This is a genomic window from Reichenbachiella sp., assembly GCF_033344935.1.
Classification (GTDB): Bacteria; Bacteroidota; Bacteroidia; order Cytophagales; family Cyclobacteriaceae; genus Reichenbachiella.
In genome coordinates, this window is sequence record NZ_JAWPMM010000001.1 from 3306920 (window position 1) to 3325027 (window position 18108).

Consider the following 18108-nt stretch of genomic DNA (forward strand, 5'->3'; position numbering starts at 1 on the left):
GAGATTATCCCTAGCAGAGTAGTCTAGCTAATTCTGTATGTCATTTCGCAAGAATATTTTAATCCTTCTATATTAATCACCAACGTGGCTCCAAAGTTTAATCAAGGACAACCCATTTTGAAGTAGTCTCTTTCTTTCCAATATGCATCCTGCATATATAAACCCCAGCTTTAAGTCTAGAAACATCATATTTGATGTTATATTTCCCAGGGGTCTTATAGTCGGATTCTATTACTTCCACCAATGATCCATTCATGTCAAACAAAAAGACATTTATTTTACTAGTCATTTTAACCGTATAGACAAGTTGAGCAATAGACCTCATTGGGTTTGGGTACGTACTATGCACCTCATTAGTCACCTCATGATCTGAAAGAACTGTGTTTATTTTTGCTGACAAAGTAGGTTGAGTTAGCGTATAGTTGTTTGCGTCTTCACCAGATAATTTATAACCAGTCGTAGTAATATCAATATTATCTCCTGGTTCTGTAGTAGCGAAAGTGAACACAGGTATTCCATCAAGAATAACCTGATCACCAGAAATTACACCTGACAAAACGGGAACACCTGAAACAAGGGCTTCCTTCGTACCATCGTAGCTCTTATCTTCACCCTTCAAACCAGTTATGGTAAGTTCTTTCGGTGACACGGTCAGTATTGCATCTTTTGAAGCTGGCCAAAAATTTTCATCCCCCAATTGACTTGCTCTAATGATAACGGTCCCGACGGTCCCCGGTACAACTATCTCACTATAATCACCTTTCAACGTAGTACCTGTAGCGTTTACTCCCTCAATTGAATAAACCATTGGTTGCGAAAAATTTGAGGTTGATACCAAATCGAATTTTGCTGTTCCATAGATTGCATCAATGTCCTCAAAGGTAATTTCAGGAACTTGCTTTAACCTAAATACTCTTGTATGGCCTGAATCTTCGCCATTTCCATCATTGTATGGTGCACCAATAGCAATCGTTTTTCCATCAGAACTTAAACTGATAGAACTTCCTGAAAAATCACTCATCGCTTCACCATCCAAATCACTTCCTACTTGAATCCAGTCTATTCCATCATAAGTATAAATTCTTGCATGACCAGAACTGATCGCACTTCCATAATTACCATTAGCCCCTATCGCTACTGCTAGTCCATTAGCGCTTAAACTGACTTCTCCTGAATAGTCGTACTCGGCATCACCATCAATATCATTGCCAAGCTGCACCCAAGTCCCTTCTTCTAAAGAATAGATTCTAACATGACCTGAGCTTTTACCTTTCCCATCGTTTCCTGATGCTCCAATTGCAACCAAAGAACCATCGGCACTCAAACAAACGGATACGCCTGAGTAGTCTTCAGCAGCTTCACCATCAATATCCGACCCCACTTGAATCCAATTGCTTCCATCATAAGAATAAATTCTCACATGACCAGAATTACTTCCATTTCCGTCGTTTCCAGTAGCTCCAATCGCAACAGTTCTTCCATCAGCACTTAAATCAACTGAGTGACCTGAAAAATCCTCAGCAGATTCTCCATCTATATCGACTCCTATTTGAGTCCAACTATCATCAACATAAGAATAAACTCTGGCATGACCTGAACTAGCTCCATTATCGCTATTCTGATAGGCACCAATCGCAACAGTTCTACCGTCAGCACTTAAACTAACTGATTCTCCAGAGATATCTCCATTATTTTCTCCATCAATATCTTCCCCCATTTGAGCCCAATCATTTTCATTAAATGTAAAGATTCTGGTGTGCCCCGAATTACCACTACTCCCATAATTATACAATCCTCCAATTGCAAGGGTAAGGCCATCAGCACTCAAACTTACGGACCAACCAGAATGATCATTTATTGATTCTCCATCAATATCATTACCCAGTTGATTCCAAACTCCATTGTTAAACGAATAAACTCTAACATGACCTGACCACTTTCCGTTGTTTCCATTTCTAGTGGCTCCAATTGCTACAATATCACCCTTGGCATTCAAGCTAACAGACCACCCAGAACGGTCATCGACTGCCTCTCCATCAATGTCAAGACCAAGTTGTCGAGCATTCATCGCTTCATTGATAGCATTATCTGGAAATACTATTATTTTCAGCTCTTGTTTGGAAGTGGATGTACCATTGTCAGCGATCACTGAAAATTCGTAAATATTGTCAGAATTGGCATCCGTTGGATTCTTCCAATCAGAAAAGACGGTAACCTTTATCTCTCCTGTGGTTTCATCAATAGTAAAACCTTCAGCATCAGACCCATCAAGACTGTAGCTAAGATTTGCGTCTGTATTATTACCAAAGCCATCAGTTGCATCTACATCAAATGTAATAGTGTTTAATGGCAACCCTTCCTTTACGACAATAGAATTAAAAGACTCAAAAACAGGTTGCGCTAAAACATTAGGAGTAATTAAAAGGGCGTGGGTTACCACATATAAGATACTATTCAGTCTTTTCATAAACGTCCTTAGTTTATTAGAAATGGTCTTGGCTAGATATATTTGATCAACATTAAAACTCTTGGCGCAATTTTATTATTAAAAGTTGAATTATTTCTTTTCTTTAAACATTAGTCGGCGGATGCATATAGAATGTAACATTCTAATACTTTACTCAAATGACTTCAAAACACTAACAAACTTTGATTAAAGGAATTCCTTCAATACTTACATCGTAGACGAAGAGGAAAATATGAAATTCAATACAAAGTAATTGCCTGACGAGACTTAGCCAGGCAAATCACATTATTTTTTCTTTGTGAAATAGTAAACAATCGCTGTAATAATACTGAAAAACAGAGCACAGATGATCCATAAGGCCTTACTTCCACCACTCATGCTTTTTTGCTTAGTCAGCACTTCAAAAATTACCCAAATAGCACTTATCAAGGCTACTAGGTAGAGAATAGAATTCGTATCCATAATAGTTTAATGTTTTGTTGAGAATGATTGACTTTTAATTTACCAGTTTTCTTTCTTACAGTCACTAATTGTAGATAGAAAGTGGTTTTCTCTCGCACTCAAAAGTCTACTAGTGCCACAGCTTTTTCGCTTTGCTATATAATAAGGAATCTGTAGTGGTGAAAAGAGATACATTATCCAAATTGGGACAAAGAATAGCTTGAATATATTGTACTAACCACATGAACATGAATAGAAAAGTAACTTTCATTTGGTATTGCAAAGGAGTCTTAGCATTTAATTCTTATTTATTCGAAATAAGTCTGTTGCGTTGTTATTAATCCACATCACTGGGCAATAGAATTGGTTTTTTGTTATCTAGTTGGGCTCTTATTTTTTCTGCTTTCCTAACCTTTTTTGCTCCAGAGGACGAAAGAGCAATCGAAATGGTAAAAAATCCGGCAGATACAAACAAAAAACTATTCGCTGTCCTTACGACTTTATCTTTTCTTTCTTCGGTATCAGCCATTCCAGAAAAAACATGCAAAAACAATCCAGCTACCCCCGAAGCTGCGCCTAAAGCAGCAATTCCAGATGATGAGCTCCTATTAGAAAAAGCCCCATTCAACATTAAATTCACTTCTTCATCATTCCAATCATAACCGAGTGTAGAAAAGCCATGTCTTTCAACATATCTTAATTGAGACTTGTTTAATACAATAATGGATTTATCCGCCCGACTAGATTGAGTTTGCCCATTTGCTTTTTGTACTAACCATAGGAACATGAATAGCAAGATGAGTTTGGTTTGTTGTTTCATGAGAGTTTTATCTGATCAACTTTTCATTTATTTCCAATATGAAGACATAAGTCTTCCATAATTCCTATCGCTGTTTTAATTTGTTCGCTCTTTCAATTTGCTTAGAAGAAACTAGACGAAATGCTACCGAAGAACAAATAGCTGCCCCACCTATCCAGTACAAGGTGGTATGTGGTTGATAGTTGCCCTCAGAGTTATTATTAGCTGTATGAGCAATTCGACCTAGAGCATTAACGGTCAAGTTTAGAATAACTAATCCCACTCCAGAACCCAAGGTCACATTAGATGCTGTGCGATTGTTCAAAGATTTTTTAAGGTACAGGTTAATCTGAGGGTCATTCCAATCATAGCTTTCTACATCAAATCCATGATTAATAAGGTATCTATTTTTAGATTCAGAGTATGGATTTTCTTCTCCATCAAGCTTGAGAATAGTGTTTTCTGCACGTTTATCTTTTTGTGCCTGAGCATTTTGGGTTAACCACAAGAATATGAGGAGTAGGATAAGTTTGGTTTGTTGATGCATTTTTGAGGATTTATAGTTAGTCATTTATTTTTTCAAGATCAATGACTCTTTAGTTTAACACCCTCCAACCTTAATTTTTCAGCCTGACGAATCTTCTTCTTAGATTTAGACTTTAAAATGATAGAAGTCGAATAAGAAACACACGAAAGCATAAACAATGAGGTACCCGTTCTTTTTGCCTTGGCACTACCTTCGTCATCTTCCACAAGTGCACTAACAAATAATTGATGCATTCCAAATAAAACAAAAAAAGAACCCACTCCGATGAAGGCATTTGAGTTTGAGCGACTCTGAAGAGCACTCCTCAAATTATTATCAATCATAGTATCATTCCATTGATAACTATCTGCGTTAAATCCTTTGCGCTCAATGTATCTTATCTGAGAACGTTTATAAGAATCACGACCGAGATCCAGCTTAAGAATGGTGCTTTCAGCACGCTTGTCATCATTTTGCCCCTGAGCTTTCTGCACTAGCCACAGAAACATAAAAAGTAGGATAAGTTTGGTTTGTTGGTGCATGATTTAAGGTTTTGGTTTGTTTAATTATTACTATGTCAACAAAAAACCTCAACTCCCCTAAGTTCTTCATCAATCCACCAACTAATCATCTAAAAATTAGGCTATTTACCGTAGTCAAAATATAGCTTCTTCTTTCCCTTTTTCGAATATTCAAACCACTCGCCTACTTCTTTTCCCTTTTTGTAGTTACCCGAAAAATTAATTCTACCATCTCCATCAAAAAACTCCCAATACCCCTCTTCTTTGCCTTCTTTGTAGTTTCCTTTTTGAAACAAAAGGCCTTCATCAGTGTAGATCTCCCATAAACCATCAGGCAACCCCATAAGATAAGATCCTTTACTTTTTAACTTTCCATTCTCATGGTAAGAAACCCACTCTCCAGCATGCAAACCTATTTCGTAAATCCCTTTTCTCTTGAGTTTGCCAGATTCGTAGTAATAAAAAGCACTATCTGCAAGAAGGCCTGCTCGCCAGTTTTCTTTGCTCTTCATTTTACCATTTTCAAAGAAAGTAGTCGACACTCCTTCCAGCTCTCCCTCTACATAATTTTCTACCGCGTTAACTTCTCCTGTCGGAAAATAATAAGTCCATTGACCTGATTTTATATTTTCCTTAATAATCCCTTCGGTTTTTAAAGTTCCATCTTGATGAAATGTTTGAACGCTCTCCTGAGCCCAACTCTGATAAGAGTAAATGGCAGAAATACAAACTAGAATGAAAAGGTATTTTTTGAAATCCATAAGTATGTATACGGGTGTTTTCTGAATATTATCAATTATTAGTCAAAATTGCATCTAATCAGACGCAACGGTTCAAATTATTTCAAACAGTGCTTTATATCCATTCAAAAATATATTAAAATTGGCATTGAGAAATTCATAAAACACAAACTATGATCAACTATAAACAAACCATCAACCTTTGCTTTGCTATTGCGTTGACTGTTTTCATTTGTTCTTGCGGAGGAAATTCCAAAAAAGTTGCCGCTGAAATAGAGGCTGAAGCTTTTGAAGAAGCAGAAAACCAGCTTATCGAAGAAATTGACAAAGTGGTACACGATATGCCACCTCCATCAGAAGTTCCCTACTTGCTTCAAGCTACAGGATCTGATTTCAATGCAGAATTGATCAACGACCTGAACAATGTAACCAAATACGAGAATTCTACTGATAAAGCCGCCATGAACCTTGGCGCATACGCTACGGATATTGGATATCTTTCTGCTTACGATCAGGTTCAGGATGCACTGAAATACATGGAGACTTGTCAGAAATTGGCGGATCAAATTGGTATTGCTTCTGCATTTGAATTGGAGTTGATGGAGAGGTTTGAAAGAAATTTGGGTAACAGAGATTCTTTGGCTAATTTGATTAATTATGCCATGGACGTTGCTGAAGAGAAACTAGAAGCAACTGATAGACTTCAGACTATTGCTTTGGTACTTTCTGGAAGCTACATCGAAGGTTTGTACCTATCTGTGATGGTAATTGATACTTATCCTGAAGATCTGCTTCCTGAAGCCAGCAGAAACTTGATTTTAGAGCCATTGGTGAAAATCATTATTGACCAAAAAGAGCCTCTTAATGATGTCGTTAGATTACTTAAAGACTTAAAGAGCGATGATACTATTGCTAATGTAGTGGCTGAATTCGACATTCTTAGAGTACTTTATCAAGAAGACCTAGCTGAAATCGACAAGAAAATTGCTGAAGGCGATCCTAACTTCATGTTGAACAGAGACATGTTGGTTGATATCATCTCAGAAGTAAAAAGAATTAGAAACGAAATGGTGAAATAATCTATTATTCTTTCGGTCTAAAAAGCATTGAATGTATTGTTCAATGCTTTTTTTATTTCTGCCCCAATTTGACCTATATTTAAAGATCAATTCCATCCGTAAATCTCAATCTAAACTATGAGTGAGCAACTGTTAAAAGCCATCATCCACCTACTCGCTATTGTTGCAAAAGAAGATGATGTAACCGAAGATGAAAGAAGTGCTATTGAGGACTTTTTACTCGAAAACCTCAGTAAGGACGAAAGTCACAAATACATGCAACTGTTCGATCAACTAACCAGCCATATGTCTGGAGATCGTTCGGTTTCCTTCGGAGAGCAGAAAGAGATTACCATTCTTGCTAAGCAGGTTAATCAAGAGCTCACACAGCAGCAAAAGATTGTGGTGATCCTCAAAGTACTTGAAGTGATCATGGCAGACGGCGAAATTTCAGATCGAGAACTGGAGCTTTTACACTTAATTGGAGAATCATTCAACTTCTCCACCAAAGCCGTAGATCACATCAAAGCATTTGTGATTACAAAGGAGCGCTCGCAACTCAGTGCAGATAATATTCTGATCGTTGACGATAGCCAAAGTGCAGGATCAAATACAGAAGCCAAGCACTTGAAAAGAGCTTTCCTTTCGGGATACATTGCATTCTTTAGACTTCCAGCGCTAGAAATGTATTTCATGAAATACATGGGTGATTCAGCGCTTACACTAAATGGAGTCCATGTAAGAAAAAATAAAATCATTGTATTCTCTTCTGGTAGCACAATTCGAAGCTCTAAGATTGACCCTATCTATTATAGCGATGTGGTTTCAACGTTTCGTGAAGAAGGATCTGATTCCAAAATTTCATTTGTTGCGGAAAACATCGGATTCACCTTTCCAAATGGACACCAAGGGTTACGAGATATCACCATTGCGGAGAGTTCAGGCAAACTTGTCGGTTTAATGGGTGGCAGTGGAGCAGGCAAATCCACTCTACTCAATGTATTGAATGGCAATGAAACGCCATCACAGGGCACCGTTAGAATCAACGGAATCGACATCAATAAAGATAAGAGCAAAGTTGAAGGTGTTATAGGATATGTACCTCAGGATGACCTTTTGATTGAGGAGCTCACCGTTTCAGAAAACCTTTATTATGCAGCTAAGCTTTGCTTTGCTGATATGAGTAATGATGAGTTGCACGAACTTGTGGACAAAACGCTATCCGCACTTGGATTAAGTGAAACAAGAAATTTAAAAGTGGGCTCACCGCTTCAAAAAACCATTAGTGGCGGTCAAAGAAAAAGAGTAAATATTGGGCTGGAGTTGCTCCGTGAGCCTTCTGTGCTGTTTGTTGATGAACCAACTTCTGGTTTATCTTCCAGAGACTCTGAGAATATTATGGACCTCTTGAAAGAGCTTTCTTTGAAGGGCAAGATGGTGTTTGTGGTGATTCACCAACCTTCCTCAGAGATCTTCAAAATGTTTGACAAGCTCGTCATTCTTGATGTCGGTGGTTATCAGATCTACTATGGCAATCCTGTGGAAGCGGTTATCTATTTTAAAAATATTGTTGACCTCATTGATAAAGACGCAGGGTCGTGTATTGAATGTGGAAATGTAAATTCCGAACAAATCTTCAATATCATCGAAACCAAGGTAGTCGATGAGTACGGTAAACTTACAGATCAAAGAAAAATATCACCACAAGACTGGAACGGTTACTTCACCGAAAGAGTGACCATCAAACCGGCAGATGAGTCTGAAGATCAACCAGAGAAAACACTCAAAATACCTAATAGAATAAAGCAATTATTGATTTTTGCTAATCGAGATATTGCCTCCAAGCTTAGTAACAAACAGTATTTGGCGATTAACTTACTCGAGGCTCCATTGCTGGCCGTGATTCTGGCATTCATCATTAGATACACTCCAGAAGGCTCCAATGAATATATTTTTAGAGAAAATCCGAATATTCCGGCCTTCTTCTTTATGGCCATTATTGTAGCTCTTTTTATGGGTCTCACGGTTAGTGCCGAAGAGATTTTCAAGGATAGAAAAATATTGAAAAGAGAATCCTTTTTGAACCTTAGTCGCTTCAGTTATCTAGTTTCCAAAATGGCTATCCTATTTGGCTTGTCTGCTTTGCAAACATTAATGTTTGTTTTGATTGGAGATTTTGTATTGGGGATCAATGGCATGACCCTCTCCTTCTGGCTCGTTATGTTTAGCGTATCCTGCTTTGCCAATATCATGGGACTCAATATCTCATCAGCATTTAATTCTGCTGTTACTATATACATATTAATCCCTCTTCTAATTATACCACAGCTTATTTTGAGTGGTGTCGTAGTGAATTTCGACAAGCTTCACCCTTGGCTCAGCAATTCTAAAAAAGTACCTATCATCGGGGAGCTCATGGCTTCCAAATGGGGATACGAAGCACTAGCGGTCACGCAATTCAAAGACAATGATTTCGAACGAAACTTCTTCGAATATGATCAAACAATTGCTAACTCTGAGTTTAAGAGTGTGTATTACTATTCGGCCATAGAAGCTAATCTGGACTATGTACATTCCAATTTTGGGTCGACAGATAGTGAGAAAAAGCAAAAGGCAATTGAAAAACTAAAACTCATTCAAAAAGAACTTGGAAAGGAAATGGACCTCGGAGGTATACCAAGGGATAAATTCAAGGCATGGGAAAATCTTACCCCTGGCAAATTTGACAAAACCACATTTGATGAAACTGAAAAATTCATCAAAATCATGAGGAAGATTTACAACAATCGTCTTAAAAAAGCCACAGAAGATCGAGATAAGCTTACCAAAACAATGACAGATTCTGATGAGAAACTGGAGGCTTTTGCTCAGCTCCGAAAGGACAATGAAAATGAAGCCATTGTGTTTTTCTTAAAGAACAGTACAGCAGAAAATCGCTTATTAGAAACAAAAAAAGAGCTGATTCAAAAAATTTATCCGATTTACAACGTACCGGTTCCTCATCACGCTTTAGATATAAGGTCTCACTTTTATGCTCCTCAGAAGCATTTCATGGGCAACTATTACGATACTTTATACTTTAATGTGATCGTCATCTGGTTGATGTCCATCCTATTGGTAATATCCCTTTATTTTGACTGGTTTAGGAGAGTAGTTAATAGTTTCGGTAAATAGCATTACTGATGTTCTTCGTTCTATCCAAGATCATCTATTGGCTCATCATGCCGACCAGTCTTATAGCTTGGCTGGTAATTGCTTCACTACTGATAAAAAAAGACAAATATGAAAAGAGACTAAGGTGGCTGGCCTTTGCTCTTTTTTTGTTTTTCACCAATCCATTTATTGCGACCATAGCGATAAATGCATGGGAACCAGATGCAGTCCTTTTTGATGAAATAGAAGGCTCTTACACCTATGGCATTGTACTCTCAGGTATCACCAATCCTAACAGGCCTCCATTCGATCGTATACAATTCAATAAAGGAGCTGATCGTATTGTTCATGCCTTGGATCTCTACAAACAAGGAAGGATTAAAAAAATTCTAATCACTGGAGGTAGTGGAACTATAACCTTCGAAGGAAGAAAAGAGGCTTATGCATTAAGAGATTTTCTATTAAGCAGTGGCATACCACAAACAGACATCCTTGTAGAAGACAAGGCCAGAAACACTAGAGAAAACGCACTTTTTTCAAAAGAATTGATGGCAAGCTCTACTGAAAGTTCCATTCTAATCACCTCAGCCTTTCATATGCTCAGGGCAAAAAAGTGTTTCGAAAAAGTAGAAATAGAAGTAGTTCCCTTTCCTACCGATTACTATGGTCGCCAACTGTATTACACACCTGATGACGTTCTTATTCCTTCATTATACGGATTGAAAATCTGGACCATTCTCTTCAAAGAATGGATTGGACTGGCGGCCTATAAAGTGGCTGGATATATTTAAGTCACCGCTACTTTTCGAACAATCTTAGAAAAAAGAGTTGGGAAAAGTCGTTTCACATAAATACCAAACACTTCCTTCAATCCTCCTATATAACTCTCTTCTTTTTGAGCAGAGATACTTTTCAGCATTTTCACCACCAACTGATCTACTGAAAGTCCGTTGGCTTGAGCTTTATCCAGCGTATTTTGCTTTGAGCCATCTCCCATCAAGGCATTGTAAGATATTTTGGTGTTTACATAGCCCGGAAGTATCAAAGTAACTTTAATACCATCTTCGAAGTGTTCAGCTCGCAAACAATCAAAAAAACCATGGACCGCATGTTTGGAAGCAGAATACCCCGCACGCAATGGAGAGTACAATATACCAACCGCGCTGGTTACCGCTACGTGATGACCAAACCCTCGTTCCACCATTCCAGGAAGCACATATTTTGATAAAGCTATAGTGCCGAAATAATTGACTTCCATGATTTGGCGTTGTACTTCCATCGAGGTATTAATCACCTTGTCTCTTTGGCTAATACCTCCATTATTGAAGAGGATATCGACGCCACCGAAAAACACTTCAGCTTCTTTCGCTTTACCTTCCAAAGAAGGCCCATCTGCCAAGTCTAAAGGTAAAATCTCAATGGTAGCTGCCTGCTGATTTTCTGATTTCACACGCTCCAATTCTTCCACACGACGAGCAGAAATAACGATGTTACATTTCACTTTACTCAAGTGTTGCACCAATCCTTCACCTATTCCGCTAGAGGCACCGGTGATCCATATGTTCCTATTTTCGAAGTATTTCAATTTTTTATCTTTTCGTATTTCACAAAATCAAATGAATATTTATGGCGTTCATCAGCCGAATGATGTTCTCTGGACACTTCCTTCCATTCACCTGTCATCTCGGGAAAAAACACTTCACCATTTTCGATATGAGCATGAATTTCAGTAAGGTAGATCATGTCAGCCTGCTCCATAGCCATTTGATAAATTTGCCCACCTCCAATTACAAACAGTTCTTGCTCTTCTTGCTTCTCAGCAAAAGCATACGCATCTTTTATATCATGATACACTTCACAATCAGCTACTTCAAACCCTTCCTGTCTGGTAAGTACAACATTCGTTCGATTGGGCAATGGTTTAAACTTTGGAGGTAATGAATCAAAGTTCTTTCGTCCCATGATTACCACATGACCTTTGGTCGTTTCCATAAAGTATTTCATGTCGTCTGGTAAATGCCATGGCAGGTCATTGTTGATTCCAATCACCCGATTCTTTGACATGGCCGCTATCAACGATATCTTCATTTCAATCAAATTTAAATCCTCTTAACAAATCTTCAATTGGCATACGCTTTTTTCCTTCCATTTGAAGGTCAACCAAATCCAACCACCCATCAGCCGTTTTTACAGAAACATAAGTTTTATTATCCGTTTCAAATTCTCCAACAGACTTATTTCCACCTCTGTCATTAGACTGGACCTTGTATACCTTGAATTTTTTCTTACCAAGCGTGGTCCAAGCAGCAGGGTACGGAGATAAACCTCTCACAAAGTTCCTTATGGTTTCACTCTCTGCTTCCCAATTAATCTCACAAGTCTCTTTGTGAATCTTTGGAGCAGATTTCAGATTATCAGTTTCTACTTGTGGTGTCAACTTGACTCCACCAGCCTCTATAGTTTGTACCGTTTTAAGCACCAATTTGCTGCCTTTGTGCATCAATCTTTCGTAGACATCACCAACAGTATCTTCTGGGCTTATAGGCTCTTTATCTTGGAGTATCACACTCCCTGTATCAATTTCATGCTTGAGAAAAAATGTAGTTACTCCTGTTTCAGTTTCTCCATTTATAATTGCCCAATTGATTGGAGCTGCGCCTCGATATTGAGGCAGTAAGGATCCGTGCAAATTAAAAGTCCCTCCCTTTGGCATATTCCAAACTACTTCGGGTAGCATTCTAAAGGCCACTACTATTTGTAGGTCAGCTTTCAAGTCACGTAATTCAGATAGAAATTCTTCAGACTTAAGGTTCGTAGGCTGTAGCACTTGAATTCCTACACTTTCAGCATACTCTTTGACAGGTGTACCCTGAAGTTTTTTACCTCGACCTTTTGGTCTATCTGGAGCAGTGATCACCCCAACGATGTCGTAGCCATTTTCATGTAAAACCTGAAGACTGGGTACCGCAAATTCCGGTGTACCCATAAAAACTATCCGCATATAATCTCGATTAATTGTAGCTCGAAATTACTTGGATTAATGGAGAGATTCTATTGTCTGAACGACTAAATACTATTGTTTCTCTTTATTCGGCTGCTCAATCCAATTTTTGGATTGGTAATGAATTGAACAATTACGTTGACCCAGGATTTGTGCACAAAAAGATTGTCGTAAAAACTTGGTGCCGTCTCTTTCAATTTCGGCAATCGGGTCCCCGGAATATTCGGAAAGTCATGGTGTTCATTGTGATAACCTACGTTGAGTGCAAACACATTTAACCAACCGTAATAACTGTAGGTCTCCTGTCCTTCTTTAAACACATAATGCTCTGCAATAAAGTGAGCGGCCAAAGGATGTAAACTACCAGCCAAAAATATAGATAGCAGTAAGTAAATAATGGCACCTGTACCTACAAAATACCAATACACACCAATTGCGGCAAGTTGAAAAATAATATTATAGATATGCCATTTTTCAAGTTTTATAGGGTGCACGAACATAGGCCTAAACGCATAAAAGAGAATCTGATTAGTCGCCCAAAGTATCTTACCAAGAAATCCCCTGAAAACTTTTGCTTCTCCCTGTGTTGGCAAATCGGTATCATTATGTTCGTCTCCTTGCTCCCAATGATGCTTTAGATGGTAAGTCTTAAATGATATAGCATAAGGTACCACAATTGGAATATTAGCAAATAATGCCAACCAGTTGTTCAGCACCTTCTTTTTAAATGCCAAGTCATGACTCAATTCATGAATAGCAAGAAAAATGGTATGACTTACAGAAGCTCCAAATATGTAGGCAATAGGTAAATACCAATACCAAGCTAATTCAGCTATAAAAGGAGCTGATATCAATTGAAAAAGGACCAACCCAAGAATTTTAAATTTCAATCCTTTGTCGATTCCATAAAGTTCTTTGACCTCTGGGTGCTTAGCGAGAATTTCCTTTCTTCTTTTGAAGTGAGGCTCTCTTTCATCCGACCAATAAAATCCTTTTTTCTTTTCCAATGTGCTTTGGTTTATTGAACTGCAAAGATAAGGTTGTTTTTACTTCATAAAAATATTGATCCGCTAATATTCATGATTATCATCATGGGACCGGATCATAGCCACTTGAACCCCACGGGTGGCATTTGGCAATTCTTTTTATTCCAAGAATCATCCCCTTTCCTACTCCATGCTTTTCGATAGCCTCTTTGGTATACTGCGAACAAGTTGGAGAAAACCTACAAGATGATGGGAACAATGGAGAAATACTGTATTGGTAAATCCAAATAGGAATCAAAAAAAGCTTTTTTAAGATCGTCTTCATTTTATTCCTCTTGCCGGCTATAGATATCATTGAGCTTGTTCATATCCTCATCTGGAATATCCTGACGATTTAACGTCGCAAACAGATCACTTCTTGACTTGATATTGTACTTGGCGAGCACATCATCACTCTTCCATTTCTTTTTTAAATTCCTAGAGTAAACAAAAATGCCAATCTGCAGTGCAGCAGCTATAACCAATAAAACTATAATTAAGATCATACCAATAATTTTGGTATTATACTGATTTAGTCCACGCCAAGTTCCGGATGTTTGCCAGGAATCCCAACAAACTTGCTTCGAATCATTTCCACTTCTTCCTCCATATTTCCAGAAGGATAAAAAGGCTCCATAAATTCTACCTCTCTTTTCTTAAAGTTAAAACTACATGGAACAATTGGTACATTGGCAGCAATTGCAATCCGGTGAAATCCAGTTTTCCAATCCTTTACTTTAGATCGAGTGCCTTCAGGAGTAATAGCCAATCTCATCACTTCACGCTCATTGAAAATTTTAACCACCTGGTCAATCAGACTGTTGGCCCTTCTTCCTCTGTCCACGGGAATTCCACCCATACCTGTTAGCAACCAACCCAATGGTGGAAACTTGTAAAGTTCTTTTTTCACTAAAAAAGATGAACGTAAATTTTTAATAGGACGAACTACAACACCAATAAAAAAATCCCAATTACTAGTATGTGGTGCAATCGCAATTACACACTTTTTAATATTCGTAGGGATATCACCTTTGATTTTCCATCCTAGAATTTTGAGAAATATGAGTTTGGCTAGTAGCTTCAGCATCAACTACAATTACGAGGCTACCACACCCATTTTGCCAAATTTGTCAATTCTTTGACTAATTCTCTCTTCTGGGGATATCTTATCCAACTCTTTCAAGCTCGATATAAGTACTTTTTTGAGTTCTTTGGCTGCTTCTGTAGTATCAACGTGTGCACCACCTACAGGCTCCTTAATCACACCATCTACCATGCCATTGGCTAGCATATCTTTAGCGGTAGGTTTTAACGCTTCTGCTGCCTGCTCTTTATAATCCCAACTTCTCCATAGAATCGTAGAGCAGTTTTCAGGAGAGATCACTGAGTACCAAGCATTCTCCATCATCAGCACTCTATCTCCTATGCCAATTCCTAATGCTCCTCCGGAAGCACCTTCACCTATAATCACACAGATCACAGGTACTTTGAGCATGAACATCTCTTTGAGATTCCTGGCAATGGCTTCGCCTTGTCCTCTTTCCTCGGCTTCCAAACCTGGGAATGCACCTGGTGTATCAATCAAACAAACAATTGGTTTGTTGAACTTTTCAGCCATTTTCATCAAACGCAAGGCCTTTCTATAACCCTCTGGATTAGCCATACCAAAGTTTCGCATTTGGCGCTGCTTGGTATTTCTTCCTTTCTGCTGGCCTATAATCATCACAGTCTGACCGTCCATGGATGCAAATCCACCAACCATGGCTTTATCATCCTTAACGGTTCTATCTCCATGAATCTCTATGAACTCGTCTGTTATTTCATATATATAGTCGAGTGTATAAGGTCGCTCTGGATGTCTCGACAACTGAACTCGCTGCCAGCGAGTCAAATTATCAAAGGTATCTTTCTTCAGTTTTTTGATTTTCTTTTCCAAAGTCTTTACCGCTTCATTTACATCCACATCGTTGTTAGATGCGAGCATTTTCATGTCGGCAAGCTTTTCTTCAAGCTCAGCTATGGGCTTTTCAAATTCTAATAGCATAGATTAATGATGAAATTTGAAGTGCAAACCTAAAAATAAATTCCTAATTGAAGGTCAGGTAGAAACAGTTTATCTCTACAGAATTTAAAACATTCGTAGTGAACTATTTTTAGTGATACCAGAGTGAGTGCCTTCTTCTGATATGTTTTCTGAAATTCATTACAAATGCCAACATCAAATACACGAGCACCGGCGATCCAAAGGCTAGAAACGAGGTATATATAAAGAACAACCGTATACTAGAAGAAGGAATGCTAAGCTTCTCTCCTAGTCTCGTACAAACCCCGAAAGCATATTTCTCAAAAAAATCCTGTATTCCTTTCATAACGCTGCAAAATTAACGCAAAACGTCGAATTTATTTGTCTTCTATTAGTTTAGGATATATTTATTTTTTCCGTATTATTGCAATTATTCCGAAAATAAGTACAAAAAGTTATATCAATTTTAATAAAACAATTATTCAAATGAGAAAATCGAATATTGTAATAGCCTTTTTCGTAGGCTTAACAATGTTATCAGGCTGTAGTGCTCTGAACAACATGGTAAAGCTTGCTGCCACCCAGCAAGTAGATGTAGTACCTAGTCCACTTGAATTGCATGGCGACTCAGTAAAGTTTGACATGTCCGTGGTACTACCAGCAAAAATGCTCCCACAAAATTATGTATATAATCTAACCACTTACTACAAGTCTGGAGAGAGCGAAGTTGAAGTAGGTAAAATGGTATTTGATGCAGCGGATTTCCCTGACAGCAAAACAACTACTTCAAGACAAAGCGATACTTATAGCTTTCTTTACGACCCAGCTGCTAGCCAAGGATCTTTAGAAGTACAAGGAGTTGCTGTGGATAAAAACGCTAAAACTAAAGAAGCTGCAAGAGTTGAAGTGGCTAAAGGAATCATTACTACTTCTCAATTAGTAGAAGATGAATTCTATAGCGCTTATGCTTTCCATGGTTACAACGATCAAGAAGAATTAGTACCAACAAAAGTTGACTTCTTTTTCGATCAAGGTAGCTCTTTGTTAAAGAGCTCTGAGACTAGAAGCGAAAAAGGAAAAGAATTTGCTGCATTTATTGCAGACAAAAACGTAACCAAAACTGTGACAATCACAGGTACTCACTCTCCTGAAGGTACTGAGACTATCAACTCTGGATTGTCTGAAGCAAGAGCTAAGTCAATCGAAAGCTACTACAGAAAGCAAATGAGAAGATATGACTACAAGGACATGGCTGACTCTATCAATTTCATCCTTAAGCCTGTTGTTGAAGATTGGACTGCTTTCAAAGATGCTTTGAGCGCTTACGAAGGTGTTTCTGATGCCCAGAAATCTGAAATCTTGAAAGTTGTAAACGGTACTGGAGTATTCGAAGACAAAGAAAAAGCTTTGCAGAAGTTAGATTCTTACAAAGCAATCTTCAAAGACATCTACCCAGGTTTGAGAGCTGCTAAAACTGAAGTTCTTACGGTTAAAGAAAAGAAAACAAACGCTGAAATTGCTGTATTAGCTAAGCAAATCGCTGAAGGTACTGCTAGCGCAGATACACTTTCAAGTGCAGAATTAATGTTCGCTGCTACTTTGACTCCTTCTTTGACTGAAAGAGAAGCAATTTTCAAGGCATCTACTAAGAAAGATGGTAGCTGGCAATCACATAACAACTTAGGAGCTGTTTACCTAGAAATGGCAATTGCTGCTGAGGGTGACGAAAGAACTTCTAAAGTTGAAATGGCAATCACTCAATTGGAAATTGCTGCTAACAAAAACAATGCTGCTGAAGTACTAGCTAACATGGCGACTGCTTACGCGCTACAAGGAGATAAAGCTCAGGCTTACGATGCAGTAGTTGCTGGATTGGAAAAAGGTCCTTCTGCTGATCATGCTGCAGGCATGAACGCTGTTAAAGGTTCTTTGGAAATCAAGAGAGGCGAGTACGATGCTGCTTTCGAATCATTGAAAACAGCTAACGAATCTACTAGCGTAGCATTCAACAGAGGTTTAGCTCTTTTATTAAACAAAGACTTTGAAAATGCTGTGACAGGTTTCGGTAACGCTTCTGAGCAAGATGCTGAATTCGCAAAAGCTTACTATGCTTCTGCAATTGCTTCTGCAAGATTGAGAAACGATGCTGACATGCTTGCAAGCTTGAAAACAGCAATCGAAAAAGATCCTGAATTGAAAGAAAAGGCGTTGAACGACCTTGAATTCACAAACTATGCTTCTCAAGTAGCCGAAGCATTGCAATAAGATTTCGAATCATTTGAATGGAAAGTCTCACTTCTTAATTGAAGTGAGACTTTTTTTTGTTTTAACCCCACCCTATTTATCGCTGTTTG

General features: G+C 38.2%; 19 protein-coding genes. 4 read left to right on the forward strand and 15 right to left on the reverse strand.

Features of this window, described 5'->3' with window-relative positions; translation table 11 throughout:
* Positions 1-97: 97 nt before the first annotated feature.
* The 6 genes from R8N23_RS14315 to R8N23_RS14340 all read right to left on the reverse strand — a co-directional run bounded on the left by R8N23_RS14315 (position 98) and on the right by R8N23_RS14340 (position 5515).
* Positions 98-2467, reverse strand: coding sequence for a YDG domain-containing protein (locus R8N23_RS14315; protein WP_318172294.1), 2370 nt, complete (start codon positions 2465-2467; stop codon positions 98-100).
* Between the two features lie 285 nt (positions 2468-2752).
* Entirely contained in the window at positions 2753-2929 is a 177-nt protein-coding gene (locus R8N23_RS14320; RefSeq protein WP_318172295.1) for a PLDc N-terminal domain-containing protein, read from the reverse strand.
* Positions 2930-3245: 316 nt separating this feature from the next.
* Positions 3246-3728, reverse strand: coding sequence for a hypothetical protein (locus tag R8N23_RS14325; protein WP_318172296.1), 483 nt, complete (start codon positions 3726-3728; stop codon positions 3246-3248).
* Positions 3729-3792: 64 nt separating this feature from the next.
* Complete coding sequence (locus R8N23_RS14330) at positions 3793-4254, reverse strand: hypothetical protein (protein ID WP_318172297.1); 462 nt, start codon at positions 4252-4254, stop codon at positions 3793-3795.
* A 38-nt stretch (positions 4255-4292) separates the two neighbouring features.
* Complete coding sequence (locus tag R8N23_RS14335) at positions 4293-4775, reverse strand: hypothetical protein (protein WP_318172298.1); 483 nt, start codon at positions 4773-4775, stop codon at positions 4293-4295.
* Between the two features lie 101 nt (positions 4776-4876).
* The gene (locus R8N23_RS14340) at positions 4877-5515 is read right to left on the reverse strand and encodes a toxin-antitoxin system YwqK family antitoxin (RefSeq protein WP_318172299.1); all 639 of its coding nucleotides are present in this window, start codon (positions 5513-5515) and stop codon (positions 4877-4879) included.
* A 152-nt stretch (positions 5516-5667) separates the two neighbouring features.
* Here R8N23_RS14340 and R8N23_RS14345 point away from each other — a divergent pair, with 152 nt between their 5' ends.
* The 3 genes from R8N23_RS14345 to R8N23_RS14355 all read left to right on the forward strand — a co-directional run bounded on the left by R8N23_RS14345 (position 5668) and on the right by R8N23_RS14355 (position 10496).
* Positions 5668-6573, forward strand: coding sequence for a hypothetical protein (locus tag R8N23_RS14345; RefSeq protein ID WP_318172300.1), 906 nt, complete (start codon positions 5668-5670; stop codon positions 6571-6573).
* Positions 6574-6690: 117 nt separating this feature from the next.
* Positions 6691-9726 (forward strand): ATP-binding cassette domain-containing protein, encoded by a 3036-nt coding sequence (locus R8N23_RS14350; protein WP_318172301.1) that lies wholly within the window; start codon positions 6691-6693, stop codon positions 9724-9726.
* Between the two features lie 8 nt (positions 9727-9734).
* A complete protein-coding gene (locus tag R8N23_RS14355) occupies positions 9735-10496 on the forward strand; it encodes a YdcF family protein (protein WP_318172302.1) in 762 nt (253 codons plus the stop codon).
* Here R8N23_RS14355 and R8N23_RS14360 read toward each other — a convergent pair.
* From R8N23_RS14360 to R8N23_RS14400, 9 genes are all read right to left on the reverse strand, one after another.
* A complete protein-coding gene (locus R8N23_RS14360) occupies positions 10493-11290 on the reverse strand; it encodes an SDR family NAD(P)-dependent oxidoreductase (protein ID WP_318172303.1) in 798 nt (265 codons plus the stop codon). The two genes, R8N23_RS14355 and R8N23_RS14360, sit on opposite strands and share 4 nt — an antisense overlap.
* The gene (locus R8N23_RS14365; RefSeq protein ID WP_318172304.1) at positions 11287-11793 is read right to left on the reverse strand and encodes a dihydrofolate reductase; all 507 of its coding nucleotides are present in this window, start codon (positions 11791-11793) and stop codon (positions 11287-11289) included. The genes R8N23_RS14360 and R8N23_RS14365 overlap by 4 nt, the downstream gene beginning before the upstream one ends.
* A 1-nt stretch (position 11794) precedes the next feature.
* Positions 11795-12706 (reverse strand): methionyl-tRNA formyltransferase, encoded by a 912-nt coding sequence (gene fmt, locus R8N23_RS14370; protein WP_318172305.1) that lies wholly within the window; start codon positions 12704-12706, stop codon positions 11795-11797.
* Between the two features lie 65 nt (positions 12707-12771).
* Entirely contained in the window at positions 12772-13713 is a 942-nt protein-coding gene (locus R8N23_RS14375) for a fatty acid desaturase (protein ID WP_318172306.1), read from the reverse strand.
* Positions 13714-13795: 82 nt separating this feature from the next.
* Entirely contained in the window at positions 13796-14017 is a 222-nt protein-coding gene (gene yidD / locus R8N23_RS14380) for a membrane protein insertion efficiency factor YidD (RefSeq protein ID WP_348439364.1), read from the reverse strand.
* Position 14018: 1 nt separating this feature from the next.
* Complete coding sequence (locus R8N23_RS14385; RefSeq protein WP_318172308.1) at positions 14019-14237, reverse strand: hypothetical protein; 219 nt, start codon at positions 14235-14237, stop codon at positions 14019-14021.
* Positions 14238-14263: 26 nt separating this feature from the next.
* Entirely contained in the window at positions 14264-14818 is a 555-nt protein-coding gene (locus R8N23_RS14390) for a 1-acyl-sn-glycerol-3-phosphate acyltransferase (RefSeq protein ID WP_318172309.1), read from the reverse strand.
* A 9-nt stretch (positions 14819-14827) separates the two neighbouring features.
* Positions 14828-15775 carry an acetyl-CoA carboxylase carboxyltransferase subunit alpha gene (locus R8N23_RS14395; RefSeq protein WP_318172310.1) on the reverse strand — a complete coding sequence of 316 codons (948 nt, stop codon included), beginning with the start codon at positions 15773-15775 and terminating at the stop codon, positions 14828-14830.
* A gap of 109 nt (positions 15776-15884) precedes the next feature.
* The gene (locus R8N23_RS14400) at positions 15885-16100 is read right to left on the reverse strand and encodes a PspC domain-containing protein (RefSeq protein ID WP_318172311.1); all 216 of its coding nucleotides are present in this window, start codon (positions 16098-16100) and stop codon (positions 15885-15887) included.
* Positions 16101-16240: 140 nt separating this feature from the next.
* Here R8N23_RS14400 and R8N23_RS14405 point away from each other — a divergent pair, with 140 nt between their 5' ends.
* Positions 16241-18019: an OmpA family protein gene (locus tag R8N23_RS14405; RefSeq protein WP_318172312.1), complete on the forward strand. Its 1779-nt coding sequence runs from the start codon at positions 16241-16243 to the stop codon at positions 18017-18019.
* Positions 18020-18108 lie beyond the last annotated feature (89 nt).